The sequence below is a fragment of the Pseudoalteromonas sp. AOP31-A2-14 genome (assembly GCF_052378035.1).
Taxonomy (GTDB): Bacteria; Pseudomonadota; Gammaproteobacteria; order Enterobacterales; family Alteromonadaceae; genus Pseudoalteromonas.
Window position 1 is genome coordinate 2,844,163 of record NZ_JBQSXI010000001.1, and the last position, 14,977, is coordinate 2,859,139.

The 14,977-nt window shown below is 41.4% G+C and carries 14 protein-coding genes and 2 pseudogenes; 7 read left to right on the forward strand and 9 right to left on the reverse strand.

Translation table 11 applies throughout. The annotated features are described in order from the left end of the window. Positions 1–8 precede the first annotated feature (8 nt). Both trmH and recG read left to right on the forward strand, forming a co-directional pair. Positions 9–695: a tRNA (guanosine(18)-2'-O)-methyltransferase TrmH gene (gene trmH / locus ACT3S9_RS13140; RefSeq protein ID WP_441835069.1), complete on the forward strand. Its 687-nt coding sequence runs from the start codon at positions 9–11 to the stop codon at positions 693–695. Positions 696–754: 59 nt separating this feature from the next. Continuing rightward, entirely contained in the window at positions 755–2,836 is a 2,082-nt protein-coding gene (gene recG, locus ACT3S9_RS13145) for an ATP-dependent DNA helicase RecG (protein ID WP_441835070.1), read from the forward strand. Positions 2,837–2,886: 50 nt separating this feature from the next. Here the strand turns inward: recG and ACT3S9_RS13150 are convergent, their stop codons facing one another. Both ACT3S9_RS13150 and ACT3S9_RS13155 read right to left on the reverse strand, forming a co-directional pair. Next, positions 2,887–3,804: a porin gene (locus ACT3S9_RS13150; protein ID WP_441835071.1), complete on the reverse strand. Its 918-nt coding sequence runs from the start codon at positions 3,802–3,804 to the stop codon at positions 2,887–2,889. 164 nt (positions 3,805–3,968) lie between these two features. Next, positions 3,969–4,814 carry a LysR family transcriptional regulator gene (locus ACT3S9_RS13155; RefSeq protein ID WP_441835072.1) on the reverse strand — a complete coding sequence of 282 codons (846 nt, stop codon included), beginning with the start codon at positions 4,812–4,814 and terminating at the stop codon, positions 3,969–3,971. Positions 4,815–4,962: 148 nt separating this feature from the next. Between ACT3S9_RS13155 and maoP the strand changes: the two are divergent. Continuing rightward, positions 4,963–5,118 (forward strand): annotated as a pseudogene (gene maoP / locus ACT3S9_RS13160) (DUF413 domain-containing protein); the annotation flags it as partial. 145 nt (positions 5,119–5,263) lie between these two features. On the opposite strand, the gene ACT3S9_RS13165 reads toward maoP, so the two are convergent. The 3 genes from ACT3S9_RS13165 to ACT3S9_RS13175 all read right to left on the reverse strand — a co-directional run bounded on the left by ACT3S9_RS13165 (position 5,264) and on the right by ACT3S9_RS13175 (position 7,773). Further along, entirely contained in the window at positions 5,264–6,025 is a 762-nt protein-coding gene (locus ACT3S9_RS13165) for an IS5 family transposase (RefSeq protein ID WP_089367531.1), read from the reverse strand. A 323-nt stretch (positions 6,026–6,348) separates the two neighbouring features. Next, the gene (rarD, locus tag ACT3S9_RS13170; protein ID WP_444750981.1) at positions 6,349–7,266 is read right to left on the reverse strand and encodes an EamA family transporter RarD; all 918 of its coding nucleotides are present in this window, start codon (positions 7,264–7,266) and stop codon (positions 6,349–6,351) included. A gap of 51 nt (positions 7,267–7,317) precedes the next feature. Beyond that, positions 7,318–7,773: a thioesterase family protein gene (locus ACT3S9_RS13175; protein WP_441835074.1), complete on the reverse strand. Its 456-nt coding sequence runs from the start codon at positions 7,771–7,773 to the stop codon at positions 7,318–7,320. Positions 7,774–7,881: 108 nt separating this feature from the next. Here ACT3S9_RS13175 and recQ point away from each other — a divergent pair, with 108 nt between their 5' ends. From recQ to ACT3S9_RS13195, 4 genes are all read left to right on the forward strand, one after another. Continuing rightward, the gene (gene recQ / locus ACT3S9_RS13180; RefSeq protein WP_444750982.1) at positions 7,882–9,705 is read left to right on the forward strand and encodes a DNA helicase RecQ; all 1,824 of its coding nucleotides are present in this window, start codon (positions 7,882–7,884) and stop codon (positions 9,703–9,705) included. Positions 9,706–9,715: 10 nt separating this feature from the next. Further along, the gene (locus ACT3S9_RS13185; RefSeq protein WP_441835076.1) at positions 9,716–10,003 is read left to right on the forward strand and encodes a DUF3630 family protein; all 288 of its coding nucleotides are present in this window, start codon (positions 9,716–9,718) and stop codon (positions 10,001–10,003) included. A gap of 88 nt (positions 10,004–10,091) precedes the next feature. Continuing rightward, complete coding sequence (locus ACT3S9_RS13190; RefSeq protein WP_441835083.1) at positions 10,092–11,804, forward strand: ShlB/FhaC/HecB family hemolysin secretion/activation protein; 1,713 nt, start codon at positions 10,092–10,094, stop codon at positions 11,802–11,804. Between the two features lie 66 nt (positions 11,805–11,870). After that, on the forward strand, positions 11,871–12,434 hold the full coding sequence (locus tag ACT3S9_RS13195) for a mechanosensitive ion channel domain-containing protein (RefSeq protein ID WP_441835077.1): 564 nt from the start codon (positions 11,871–11,873) through the stop codon (positions 12,432–12,434). Between the two features lie 87 nt (positions 12,435–12,521). Here the strand turns inward: ACT3S9_RS13195 and ACT3S9_RS13200 are convergent. The 4 genes and pseudogenes from ACT3S9_RS13200 to tnpA all read right to left on the reverse strand — a co-directional run. After that, a pseudogene (locus ACT3S9_RS13200) lies at positions 12,522–12,716 on the reverse strand (deacylase); the annotation flags it as partial. 20 nt (positions 12,717–12,736) lie between these two features. Then, positions 12,737–14,260 carry an IS66 family transposase gene (tnpC, locus tag ACT3S9_RS13205; protein WP_443489209.1) on the reverse strand — a complete coding sequence of 508 codons (1,524 nt, stop codon included), beginning with the start codon at positions 14,258–14,260 and terminating at the stop codon, positions 12,737–12,739. Between the two features lie 39 nt (positions 14,261–14,299). Further along, positions 14,300–14,653, reverse strand: a complete 354-nt coding sequence (gene tnpB, locus ACT3S9_RS13210) for an IS66 family insertion sequence element accessory protein TnpB (RefSeq protein WP_301563133.1) — start codon at positions 14,651–14,653, stop codon at positions 14,300–14,302. After that, the gene (tnpA, locus tag ACT3S9_RS13215) at positions 14,650–14,955 is read right to left on the reverse strand and encodes an IS66 family insertion sequence element accessory protein TnpA (protein ID WP_301563154.1); all 306 of its coding nucleotides are present in this window, start codon (positions 14,953–14,955) and stop codon (positions 14,650–14,652) included. The genes tnpB and tnpA overlap by 4 nt, the downstream gene beginning before the upstream one ends. Positions 14,956–14,977 lie beyond the last annotated feature (22 nt).

Genomic DNA, 14,977 nt, shown 5'->3' on the forward strand with positions numbered 1-14,977 from the left:
GGTTAACAATGCAAAACACTCGCTATCACCGTGTTAAAGAGGTGCTTGACCGTCGCCAAACAGACTTAACCGTGTGCCTTGAAGATGTACATAAACACCATAATTTATCCGCTATTGTCAGAAGCGCAGATGCTGTCGGGTGCCATCATGTTCACGCGGTATGGCCTGAAAAACAAAAGTGGTTAACCAGCAACACCTCTGGTGGCAGTAAAAACTGGGTTGCTACTCATTTACATAGAGATATCAACACCGCTGTCGCCACCATACGCAAGCAAAATCCTCAAGTTCAGGTACTTGCTACCAATTTAAGTCCTGATGCTGTTGATTACCGCGATATAGATTACACTAAACCAACCGCTATTATTGTCGGCCAAGAAAAAACAGGTATTTCAGAGCAAGCGCTTGCTCATGCAGATAAAAACATCATCATTCCCATGCAAGGTATGGCGCAATCACTTAATGTATCAGTTGCTGCCGCACTGATTTTATTTGAAGCCCAAAACCAACGTCTTAATGCAGGTTTATACCAACGCAATATGCTTGATAAAGATATTAAACACACTATGTTGTTTGAAGGTTGCCACCCTATTATCGCGCAAAAGTGCAAAGAAAAATCATTACCTTACCCAGCTCTTGATGAACAAGGTGAAATAGTTGCCGATAATGCATTTTGGCAGCGACTAAAACATACTTGATGACAGCCGTGTTCGCACGTAAACTCAAAAGCACCTAAAATGAAAAGTTTGAGCAGACTTTGTCAACGTTAACATTAAGCCGCTACCCAATTACGGATCTTAAAGGCGTGGGCCCTAAAATGGCTGAGCGCTTAGTAAAACTTGGAATTTATACAGTGCAAGACATGCTCTTTCATTTACCGCACCGCTATGAAGACCGCACCCGTATTTATGCGATCAATCAGTTACAACTACATAGCCATGTAAGCATTGAAGCAACAATTGAAACGAGCCAAATCACCTTTGGTAAACGCCGTATGCTGGTGTGTCAGGTTAATGATGGTACCGGACGTTTAACCCTGCGCTTTTTTAACTTTAGCGCGGCGCAAAAAAATGCGCTAAGCGCAGGAAAAGTAATTCGTTGCTTTGGTGAGGTCCGCCGTAGTCGTAATGGTCTTGAAATGACTCACCCAGAATACAGCTTAAGCGATAGTCTCTCAGAGCAACCCTCAACGACGACCTTAACGCCTGTATACCCCATTACTGAAGGATTAAAACAACTATCGATTAGGGCCCTTAGCGATCAAGCTATCAGCTTATTAGAAAAGTACACTGTAGAAGAGTTATTGCCACCTGAGTATCAGCTATCACAATTGAGCTTAACTGAGGCGCTGCTCACTTTACATCGCCCGCCTAATGATGTTGACTTAATAGCACTTGAACAAGGCTTGCACCCAGCACAGCAGCGTTTAGTTTTTGAAGAGTTACTGGCACAAAACCTCAGTTTATTAAAATTACGACAACAAGGACAAACAGTAAAAGCCGTTGCATTAAAGCCAAATAACCCGCTTGAACCGCAATTTTTAGCAAAGCTGGCTTTTGCACCAACTAATGCACAAAGTCGTGTAGTCGCAGAAATAAAAAATGACTTGCAAGAGCCCTACCCTATGATGCGATTAGTGCAAGGTGATGTTGGTTCTGGTAAAACCTTAGTGGCTGCCCTAAGCGCGCTTACAGCTATAAGTAAGGGCTATCAAGTCGCATTGATGGCACCCACCGAAATACTTTCAGAGCAGCATGGCATTAACTTCACTCAATGGTTTGAAGAGTTAGGTATTAATGTCGCTTGGCTAGGCGGTAAAACCAAAGGCAAAGAACGCGTTGCTACTCTTGAAAAAATAGCCTCAGGCAAAGCGCAAATGATTGTTGGTACCCATGCACTCTTTCAGCAAGATGTAATTTTTAATAACCTCGTACTTATTATCATCGATGAGCAACACCGTTTTGGTGTCCACCAGCGTTTATCACTCAGAGAAAAAGGCCGTTTCGGGGATTGTTACCCACACCAATTAGTGATGACTGCCACCCCTATTCCACGCACTCTTGCGATGACGGCATACGCCGATTTAGAAACATCAGTAATTGATGAGTTACCGCCAGGACGCACACCTATAACAACCGTTGCAATAGCAGATACTCGTCGCGAAGAAATTATTGCTAGAGTAAAAACCGCCTGCACAGAGCAAAGCCGCCAAGTTTACTGGGTTTGCACCTTAATTGATGAATCGGAAGCATTGCAATGCCAAGCAGCAGAAGATAGCGCACTGCAGTTAACTCATGCACTGCCTGAGTTAACTATAGGATTAGTTCATGGCCGTATGAAAGCAGCAGAAAAGCAAGCTATTATGAGCGAGTTCAAAGCTGGAAAAATTCATATATTAGTGGCGACAACGGTTATTGAAGTCGGGGTTGATGTGCCGAATGCCAGTTTGATCATCATTGAGAATCCTGAACGGCTTGGCCTTGCACAATTACATCAGTTACGTGGCCGAGTTGGTCGTGGTGCAATCGCATCCCATTGTGTGCTTTTATACCACGCCCCCTTGTCTCATACGGCACAAAAACGTTTAGCTGTGCTAAGAGATAGCAATGACGGTTTTGTAGTTGCTGAACGCGATTTAGAAATTCGTGGTCCAGGTGAAGTGCTCGGCACTAAACAAACAGGTTTAGCGGAATTTAAAATTGCTGACTTAACCAGAGATAAACACACACTCAACTTAGTCAGACCTATCGCACTACAAATGCTCCGCCAGTACCCTGAACAAGTAGAACAACTTATCAATCGCTGGCTTGCGGGTAAATCAGTGTATGCACAAGCTTAATAGTAAACAGCCTTACTGTAAGAAGTAAGGCTTTTTCAATAGTCTCAAGACTAAAACTTGTATTCCATGCCAACACCTAAGTAATCTTGATCAACATTGCTGTCCATATCAAAATTAGTATAGAAGGCAAATAACGTGGTGTTTTTGCTCAATGAGTGATCAACACCTACTGAGATCGCAGAGTTGTTATCACCATCTTTAAAATCAATCGTTTGATACTGTAATTTGAACGTATTGCTATTCAAAGTATATGCCGCATTGACTAAATAGCCATCAGCTTCACCAGTCCCATCAACTTTTTCTTGCTTTTGATACATAGCGCCTAATTTAATATCAGCCACTTTACCTTGAAGACTTGCGCGGATGACATCATACCCATTTACTTCGCTATCTGCTGCAATTGAAGCATACACATTGCTTTTTTTAAGACCTGAATCGCCATAAGTAATAGCCATTGAATAACCGCTATCACCTTCACTATCTTGCTCAGCCACATAAGTAGCAAACACTTTAAAACCGCTAAAATCATTAGAAGAGTAAGTGACGGTATCACTTAAACGATTTTCACCTTGAAAGATATTTTTAACATCACCTTCAAGGTCATTAAATAAATCTATTTTTCCTTGTGATACTTTTAAAGCCGTATCGTTACGGCCAATCACAACCTGACCAAAACCACCTTTTAAACCTACGTATTGATTACGTGAAGTAACCGTGTCTTTAGAGTCATCGGATATATTAACTTGAAACTCAAACTTATAAACGGCTTTTAATCCATCGTTAATTTCTTCAGAGCCCTTAAAACCAAATCGTGATGCATTACTTTTAACTTCAGTGAAAGAGCCCTCTCCATCATCTGATGATTGTACTGTCACATTAGCTTTACCATAAACGTCAACCTCGGCTAAAGCTGAAAAAGGTAAACAGCTAAGAGTAGCAAAAAGTAAACCCGATTTTGCAAAATTCATGTAATTTCCTCAGTAAACGCAACAAACTAATATTTAAAACAGAAGCAGTCTGCCAGCAGTAAATGACAAAAATATTACAATAGAAATATAATTGTCGTTTTTTATTCATAAAAATAAACCAAAAAAGACATCAAAGTGACACAAATGAAGTAGCACCCCACCATTTAAGCAGGTTGGGTTAATAAATTGACGAGAGTTTCTATTAATGGCTTTTGTTCATTATCACGATGATAAGCAACGAAAATATCACGAGAAGTATGAGCCACATCTTGAACATGATAGAGCTCGCCCTTATTTAAATGCGCTTGTACCAAAACTTGTGGAATAAACGCGCTCCCTCCGCACTGTAAAATAAGATCAAGCGCAATACGTCCTGTACTTGTTCTAAAGTATGGCGGCGTTCGAGCTGTAAATTGGCGCGCATGCCAAAGTGAAAATGTCGTGCCCCAATCAACATAAACATATTGGTTATCAAAAAAATCTTCGTTAATGGCGCCTGCAAAGCTACTAACAGCAATAATCGGCAACTCACAAATTTTTTCAACCACCAACTCATCGACTTTTGGCGGATCAAATAAAATGGCTAAATCGAGTGTTCGCTCCAGTAATAATCGAGTGCTTTCTTGTTGCGCTTTTACCTCAGCAACCAAAGGCACTCCAGGCATCGCTGAGACAATATTAGTAATACCAAACTGTAAAAATGCATCCCAAATATTTGGCGTACCAGCTAAGCTCACTTGTTTGTGTATGTTATCAGCAAGGGCAACATCAACTTTGGCGCGTTGCATGGCAGTAATAATCATCTGTGCATGTGGCAATAAGCGCTCGCCCGGCGCGGTTAATTGGATATTATTGCGCTGACGAATAAATAAGTTAACCCCTAACACTTGTTCGAGTTGGCGAATCCGAAAGCTCACAGCTGACTGCGTTATATATAAATTCTCTGCAGCTTTACCAAAGTGGCGAGTACGTACCACTTCAACAAAGGTCTTCAATAAATCGATATCCATTACTTACCCTTACGATAAAAATAACTTGTTTAATAAATCACACAACTTACCTCAACTCTAGCTAAGCAATAAGGTATCAGGAAACAACTATGAGCTATGATTTTTACCACTTCGCTAAGCGCTTATTTGCTAACGTCAGTTTTATAATGTTCAGAGTTTTCCAAGCGGATTCGCCCGTAATAGCTACTTTACCTTGCTTAAAACAAGCATATTAGAACAGCATAGTATGGTATTAAAAAGTTTATACAACAAAACCTTCGCACTACCAATGAAATTAAAGAACAACTTTAGCCGTTTTTACTAATGACCATGAAGCCAGCAATACAATTAAGCGTGTTTAGATAAAGAATTTAAAGCGACCCCGTAAAATCAAACCTCACACCTAGAGAAGTCCTCAAAGACTTATCCGTGTACTTTACTAGGGGCTGTTGATCTTTGTAGTACATATATCAATCAGCCCACATTGGTAGCCACATCATAGTAAATGCTAAAGCGAGCATTGAATGATAATTTCGTTCAAGCTTTTCATACCGCGTGGCTATCCCTCTATATTGCTTAATACGGCCAAATGCATTCTCAACCAAGTGCCGATATTTGTACATGCACCAGTCAATATCTTCATTGCCTACTAAACTGTTGCCCTTACGTGGAATAACGGGTGTAGCGTTATTATCACGAACAAACGCTCTCAGTTTTTCACTGTCGTAGCCTTTATCTGCGACAACCATATTACTTGTTGGGCAATTAGCTACGAGTGACTCTGCATGGACGATATCATGCGTATTCCCACAGGATAATTCATAATAAACAGGCAACCCTCCGCTATCGACTGCAAGATGAATTTTCGTAGAATTTCCACCTCGGCTCTTTCCAATTGATTCATTGTCAGCAGTTCTTGCACCGCAACTATGTTGATGAGCCCTGACAATACTGCCATCAATGAAGACCCAATCCATGTCCGCATCACGAGATAATGCGCGAAACAGTTCATTCAAAATCCCTTTTTTGGACCATAAATTAAACCGTCTGTAGATAGCACTCCAACGGCCAAAATCAGAAGGTAAATCTCGCCATGGAATACCTGTGCGCATCTTATACAGTATGCCTTCGAGCGTTTTTCTATGGTTGGGCTTATTATAAATTCGACCACTTAAGTACATTACTTTTGATAAGACATTCCATGTCCCGTCTGTTAACATTAATCTTGGCATGTAGGTTCGGTGTAAAGTTTTCTGGCGAATTCAATTATACCTTATCTTCATGCTGTTTGTTTTTCATACCACAAAGATCAACACGCCCTAACTACTTTAAAAAATATTTAGTTGTCCGATTAGCCGGGGAAGAGTTTGTGGTTTATTTTGCCAATACGGATAAAGGTGAAGCACTCAAATGTTTAGGAGGGTTTCGACTGTTCCTTAAAAAATAGCCCTGAGTTTACCAATAGAATATTAAATTTACGCTGTCTATTGGCTATGCTCAAGGCAATATAACGCTAAATAATCTGGCTACAACCGCATTGCAGACCAGACACACTCTAAAGCGGTTTAACCACTGCCAGCTTTGCTTGTTGCTTACGCTTTTTAGACTGGTAAAACGAATCCCAGCTAAATATTGCCAGCGCACTCCAAATAAAGGCAAACGTAACCAGCCTTTGGGTATCAAATACTTCACCATAAAATATCACCGCCAATACAAACATAAGGCTTGGCCCAATATATTGGAAAAAGCCCAGAGTAGTATATTGCAAACGCTTAGCTGCAGCAGTAAAGCACAGTAACGGTAAGGTCGTTATGATCCCTGCGCTTATAAGCAATACATTGACCTGCCAATCATTTATAGTTAAATCAGAACTTGTCGTTGGTGCCATAAACCACCAATAAATAAGCGCTACTGGCAACAAAACAACGGCTTCAAGTAGTAGTCCGGGTAAAGACTCAACGGCTAGCTTTTTACGTAATAGACCATAAACAGCAAACGAACCTGCCAATGAAAAGGCCACCACAGGAAACGAACCAAAGCTAATTAGCTGAATAACCACACCACTGAACGCCAATGCAACTGCAATAGCTTGCCACTTTCTAAGCCGCTCACCTAAAAAGAACATACCAAGAAGAACATTTAATAACGGGTTGATGTAATAACCTAGGCTTGCATCAAGCATGTGATTATTATTTACTGCCCAAATAAATAGCCCCCAGTTAAAGCCCAGCAATGTCGCGGTGATCATCAACATTAGCCTAGGCTCTTTGATTATATGGCGAATACGCGGCCATTGTTGGCGAATAGTTATAATTACCATTAAAAATAGTACCGACCAAATAACCCGATGCATTAAAATTTCAAATGCCCAGATATTCTGTAAAAGCTTAAAATAAATAGGTGCCAGACCCCACATAAAAAAGGCCATACACGCAAGAATAGCTCCTTTACGCTGCTCTAAATCGGTTGACATAACACGCCCTGAACTGTGAAAAAGGCCGCTAGTCTACGCTCTTAAGCTTGGTTATCCAACTAAATAAGTCCCTGTGCCAAACGCAATTTGTACGCCTTGTTCATTGTGTAATTCCATTCTGCACACGCACACCTTATTACCCGCACGAATGAGCCTCGCACTAGCGGTAAACTCCTCCCCTTTTCCTGGGCGTAAATAATCGGTGCGTAAATCAATCGTACCCAAGGTCGCAAGCTTTTGCTGCACTTTGGTAATATCAAAATCAGTTAACTTATTTATTACTGAGGCCGCCGCCAACATACCCCCTACATTATCGAGTACCGCAGAAATAACTCCGCCATGGAGAATCTTTTGTACTGGGTTGCCAATCAATACATCTTGAAATGGAAAACTAATTTGCGCCTGCTCACTATCAAGCGACTTAACACTCAATTGTAAAAATTGATTAAATGGCATTTGGCTTATAAATACATTCGCAACTTGTGACATCAACATGGTTTTATTCATTTTTATTATTCACATTTTAGACTGGTATGATGAGTAAAGCACAATCAACATAAAAGTGCGATAAAAAGCACCTATGCAAGGGGCCATAAAAACACTAAAATGTCGGCGATGAATATTCAAACTCCAACTTCAAGCGCACCTGTTCGTACTGTGCAAGCTATTTTAAAGCAAGTGTTTGGCTACAGCGAATTTCGCGATGGCCAGAAGGCAGTGATAGACGCAGCGTTACAAGGTCAAGATTCGTTAGTACTGCTGCCCACGGGCGGTGGTAAATCAGTGTGTTACCAAGTTCCTGCACTTGCGCTTGATGGCGTTACCGTTGTGATCTCCCCGCTTATTTCTTTGATGCAAGATCAAGTATCACAATTAAGAGCCCTAGGCGTGCAAGCCGCATACATTAATAACAGTTTAAACCGTGATGAGCAGCAGAAAATATACCAACAACTGCATAACGGACTTATCAAATTGCTTTATGTCGCGCCTGAAAAAGTATTACAACATGAATTTAAAGAGCGCTTGAGCCATTTAAAAATCAGCTTATTTGCTATTGATGAAGCCCACTGCGTGTCACATTGGGGCCATGATTTTCGCCCACATTACTGTCGACTAAGCGAGCTTAAACAGCATTTTCCACATGTGCCGATGATGGCGCTGACTGCCACTGCCGATAAAGCCACCCGCTTTGATATTGTTCAGCAGCTTGGTTTAACCACCCCCTATATTCATACTGGCAGTTTTGACAGACCCAATATTCGTTACACCATAGAAGAAAAGTTCAAGCCGTTAGCGCAATTACTTCGCTACTTAAAAGAACAACACAATCAAAGTGGTATCATTTATTGCACCAGCCGTAAACGGGTTGACGAAATAGCAGAAAAAATTGCCGATGCTGGCATGAATGCAGCGGCTTACCATGCCGGTATGAGTAACGAACAACGCCAATTTGTGCAAACAGGCTTTGCCCGCGATGATATTCAAATTGTGGTAGCCACCGTTGCCTTTGGTATGGGGATTAATAAACCCAATGTCCGTTTTGTATTGCATTACGATATTCCCAAAAGTATTGAATCTTACTATCAGGAAACTGGCCGCGCTGGCCGTGATGGGCTTGCAGCTGAAGCAATTATGTACTTTGATCCTGCTGATATTGGCCGGGTAAGACGTTTTTTTGAAGACATTGAAGATGAACAGCGCCGCCGCGTTGAAGAGCAACGCTTTAATGCCATGGCAAGCTTTGCAGAAGCACAAACCTGCCGCCGCCAAATACTGCTTAACTATTTTAGTGAATACCAACGTGAACCCTGTGGTAACTGTGATATTTGCCTGAACCCACCAAAAAGCTTCGATGGTACCTTAGTTGCCCAGCAAGCTCTGTCATGTGTGTATCGCGCCGAACAGCGCTTCGGTTTAGGTTACATCGTAGAATTACTACGCGGAGCTAACACCAGCCGTATTCGTGATAATAATCACCATCAGCTCAGCACTTACGGTATTGGTAAGGAGCACAGCAATGAGTTTTGGCTTAGTATTTTACGCCAATTAATCCACCAGGGATTATTAAGTCAAGATATAACCCAAGGTTCAGCCCTTCGCCTAACAGAAGCAGCTCGCGCCATTTTAAAAGGCGAATATGCCTTGCAGCTCGCTGAACCTCGCTTACAAGCTAAGCACGTTTACCAAGATAAGCTTACGCAGTTTAACTATGACAAAAAGCTTTTTGCCAAGCTACGTAACTTACGTAAAGAACTTGCTGATGCGGATGATGTACCACCATATGTAGTATTTAACGATAAAACCCTAGCAGAAATGGCGCAGCTTATGCCCACCAACGACAGTGAATTTTTAAAAATATCAGGGGTTGGTTTTACTAAACTCAATAAATATGGCAGTCATTTCCTGCATGCCATTCGCAATTATTTAGCTACCTCATAGGAAACCAGTCATGACTCAAGCTGAGTTTGATAGCCAACACAATGTAATACTTATTACCCCCAGCGAAATGCCTAACGATGAAGACTTTGAGCTATGGGCCAAATTTTACCTAATGGGCGAGGAGATCACGTTAGGTGATTTTACGCCTGGCGCTGATCGCCATCAATTACGTTTTAGTTATGAACTACAAACATTCAATATACATTATGAACATTATAGCCAAAGTGTCTGGATCACCGCAGAAGGCAGTGACGCAGAGCACTTATTAGCAGCGCTAACTTATTATTTGACCCTATAAATTGTGCTGAGTTACTAATAATAAGCTAGACTTAGTCATTGAGTTAGTATGTAGTAGTAAATTCATGTCGCAGCCAATATGGAACTATATGGTATTGAATAAAAAGTTTGCCAACATGCTTATAAACAGTTGCTCATTATTTTTATTCGCAACCAATAGCTACGCTGCAAGTGAGCATACAGAATCAGTTGAATCTTGCCGATCACAACAAACATCCTCCCACCATTCGACTAATTTATTACGCCAGCTTGATGGCGACCAACAACTTCCAACTAAAACGGCTAATGCAAAAATAGTCAACATTGAGTTAAAGCAATTAAACATTTTTAATACTGAGTTAGAAGAGGAGGATAACGCCCTCTTTCGTTTTGCTAACGATGTACATATAACCACTGAACATGACGTAATTAACAGCATTTTATTATTTAAGCAAGGCGACGAATATGACCCTCGCTTACTCGCTGAATCTGAGCGTTTATTGCGTCGTCAAAGTTACTTATATGATGCCCGAATTAATGCTCAAAGTGATTGCCAGGGTAATGTCAATGTTACGGTAATTACACGAGATTTATGGACACTTTTACCTGAGATAAGCTTTAGCCGCAGTGGTGGAGAAAATAGCTCGAGCATAGGCTTTCGTGAATCTAATTTATTTGGTTGGGGCAAGCGTTTATCTATTTCTCGCACCAGTGACGCGGAGCGTAATGGTTACTTGTTTGTCTATGACGACCCAAACATTCTTTCAAGCCGTTATCGTGGTCGTGTAGAATACTCAGATAACGACGATGGTAAGCGCCATTTACTTGAACTAACTTATCCGTTTTATTCAATCGATACACCGTTTAGTTATGGATTACTGAGTTTTTCAGATCAACGCGTCGAATATTTATATAACCGCGGTGAAATAATTAGCGAATTTGAACAAAAAACAGACCTTAACCGTATCCACTTTGGCCACTCAAAATCATTAGGTGACGGTTGGACTCAGCGTTTAAGTGTAGGCTATGTACACGAGCAACATCGTTTTGCTGAACTAACAGATACCACCACTGCCATCGCTGAACTACGAGAGCTTAGCTACCCTTACTTAAGCGGTCACTGGTTTGAAGATCACTATATAAAAGTACGTAATTTTGACAGTATTTCTCGCACCGAAGACCTTAATTTAGGCTGGAATATTGAGGGCCTTTTTGGCTATTCAGATGAAAGCTTAAGTAATGACGACAGCCGTTATATCTATTCATTTAACGCTAAAACAGCCCACTTTAGTGGTGACAATACACTTTGGCGCTTTCATACAGATCTCAAAGGCTATTGGAATGATCCACAAGGCCAAGTTGAAAACTTATTCGCCAGTAGCCAAGTACAATATTACCTTAATACCAGTGTTGACCAGTCATGGTATGCCAAAGTACGTTTAGACTACGCAAAAAACCTCACAGCCGATAAACAACTTACTTTAGGCGGCGAAAGTGGCCTGCGCGGCTACCCGTTAAATTATCAACAAGGCGACCGTAGCTTTTTAGTCAACCTAGAAAAGCGCTATTACTGGGAATATGATTTACTACAATTATTTAAGGTCGGCGGAGCTGCATTTTTTGATATTGGCCGCGCTTGGTTTAACAAGAAAAACAATGGTGAAAACGGCCAAGTACTGAAAAATATAGGTGTAGGATTACGCTTTGCACCTAGCCGCGCCAATGCAGGCACTGTCATTCACTTAGATGTTGCCGCGCCACTTGATAACGCTAACGATGTAAATACCCTGCAATGGTTGGTGACGGTTAAGAACTCATTTTAAAAGAAGCTATTAATTTTTAACCATAGGGCTAAACTAGACCCTAAATACAGTTAAGTAGGACTTACCTTGGAATTGTTAGATATTCTCAGCACTCAATACCGCTTAGTCGTTACACTCGCTGCGGTTATATTATTCCCAATATTACTTAAACTAACCAATAAGTTGCTCGAAAAAACAATTAAAGGCAAAGTCGACGAGCACCGAAAGCATCGTGCTGAACTATTACTAAAAATCATTCTTGCCTTTGTAATGCTTTGTTTAGTACTGGTCTTTTGGGGCATAGAGCTACGAGGTTTACTGGTGCTTGGCTCCTCTTTATTTGCTATGTTAGGTGTGGCACTTTTTGCTGCTTGGTCGCTGTTAAGTAATCTAACTTCGTTTTTACTAATGTTTATTCAAAACGACTGCCGTGTCGGCTTTTGGGTGCGCGTGGTCGATGGCGCTAACTTTATTGAAGGGAAAATTATAGAAATGGGCCTAATGAATGTAGTGCTTGAGCATATTGACGGCCATCGAGTTATTTACCCTAATAACCTATTTGTAACTCGTCCGGTGATGGTATTAGCCAAAGAGCCTAAAGCAACTAAAGCACCCGTTATAAAAAAAGTGCTGGGACCAAAAAAGTTCTAACCCAAAAAATTACAAACAAAAAAGCCGCTAACAGTAGCGACTTTTTATTAGCGTTGATCTTAACCCGTTGGTTCATTTACAGCTTGGTTAATTGTTCAGTTCAGCGGTTTTAAGCTCATCTTCAATATCGCTTATTTCACCTATAAAAGTACCTAACTGCTGCTCTACCAAGCTATTTGCATGCGCAAAGTAAGCTAAGTGGAATACCGCATCACCTTCGTTAACTAATGGCAAAGTTTGCTGACCAATTACAATACCACTGCGTGGTGCTAGTAACGTAAGCGCGCATTTAAGCAGTGCGCTTAGCTATAATCGAAGTCTAGCTGCACATTCCACGGCATTAGGTCGGTAAAATCATCATCACCCTCATCTCGATTCGGCAACGTTTTAAATAAATGCACAAAGTAGTTATAAGGATTGATGTCATTGGCACGACACGTCATCACAATACTATAGAGTGTGGCGCTTGCTTGGGCACCATTAATTGACTTTGAGAATAGCCAGTTTTTCCTACCAGTGGTAAACGGCCGAATATCTCGCTCAGTAATATTATTATCAATCCCTAGTTCGCCATCTTCACTATATCGCATTAATTTCGGCCATTGATTAAGCGTGTATTTTATCGCTTTGCCAATATAACTCCCCGCCGTTACTTTACCTTCGGCTTCATCAAGCCACGCTTTAAAGTGCATTAATATGGGTAAGGCTTTTTCTTGTCGTAACTGATACCGCGCTTGAGGGGATAACTGTTTGTTTTTAGCCTGGGTTTCCAGTTTATATAATTGGCTGATAAAGCTGATGGCTTTATGCGCTCGACCTTTGTTTTTCGACTCTGCTTTTAAGGCATCGTTATATTTGCGTCTAGCGTGTGCCCAACAACCAACAGGGGTAATGCCTTCAATACCGTCATAAACACGGTAACCGTCGCACTGTAAATAGCCTTGATAACCGGCAAGAAATTCTTTTGCGCAAGCGCGACTTCGACCTGCTTGGTAATCGTAAATCACGACAGGCTCATGGCTAACCTCATTGCTGCGATAAACCCACATGTAGGAATTGCTGCTAGGATTGTCACCTTCATCTAAGACTTGTGTACGGGTTTCATCGGCACATAAACTGTGCTCATTAAGCAAGTGACGTTGCATGGCTGCCACTAAGGGGCTGATTAGCAGGCCCGCTTTAATACACCAATTAGCTAATGTTCCGCGCGATAGTTCAAGGCCGCCACGGCCCAGTATTTCAACGAAACGATAAAGCGGTAAGGCATCGCAGTATTTGCCTGTCACAACCGCCGCTAATGCCTCGGGACTGGCAATACTCCCCGGTATCGGTTGTTTAGGTTTAGGCGCGGTGATGATTTTACTGGTCAATTGTTCATGCTCGCAATGTCTGCAAGCATATTTAAATTGTTTGTGCTTAATGACGCTGACTTTCGCCGGAATAATTTTAACTTGTTCGCTGTCTTCACTACCACATTGATGTAGTTGCTCACCGCAACACTGACACGTTAACTCGGTTAAGGTGTGCTCAACCTCTTCTCGTTCAAAGTGCTCAGCCAGCGTTTGTTTGCCTTTCTTATGGTGTTTAGGCGGCTCAGTCGTTTTATGCTGCTCCGCTTCATTGAAGGTGCCCCGTGGGGCTTTTTCACTTTTTTTACCGTATTTTTGGGATTTACTTAACTTAAGCTCAGCAAGCAAGTGGTCAATCCGCGATTGCATTTCAACCTTATCTTCTTGTAAAGCATCAAGCTTAGCCTGCATAAGTGCAAGCTGATTTTGTAGTTCGGTGATGAGAATAGTGTCTGGCATTTTAATAGCATGACACATGGGAAAGATCGTTCAAGTAAAAAAAACGATCTGATTAATTTACATCACCGATAACCCCGATAAAGTCGGGTGCCGTGTTTGATTACTGACCGGTAACCCTGATAGCAACCACTGTAATTGGCGTTGCTCGATGCCCATAGCCGTGTGTTCATTAGTCTGTTTTGGCCACTGAAATCGTCCTTGTTCTAAACGACGATAATAGAGCCAAAAACCGTTGGTATCCCAAAATAAAATCTTTAATTTATCGCGTTGTTTATTACAAAAAACGAACCACGCTTGGCTTAAAGGATCGAGAGATAGGGTATCGCTGACAATAATACTTAGGCCATTGATTGATTTGCGCATGTCGGTGAACCCCGTGACCAAGTAAACTTGGTGTGTGCAAGGTGTCACAGTACGCTCAATAATTTGGCTAGCGTTTGGTTAGCTAATGTCGACTCGAAGTCTATTTGATAGCCGTTTGGTGTGGTGAGTTTAATGATTGAAGGTTGCGTAAAGGCTTGCTCATGAATAACAAACGGGATCACCTGTTGCTTTTTAACCCTTACCGTTTCGTCAGAAAGGCGTTTACGCCAAACATAGAAAGTCGATGCGTTAATGTTGTTATCACGACAAAATTGAATGATGGCTAAACCACTCGATTTTTGCTGCTCAAAAATGCCTTGCCAGTGTTTTATTTTTTGCTGTTTATTCATAATTACCTCAGGTTAATATGCT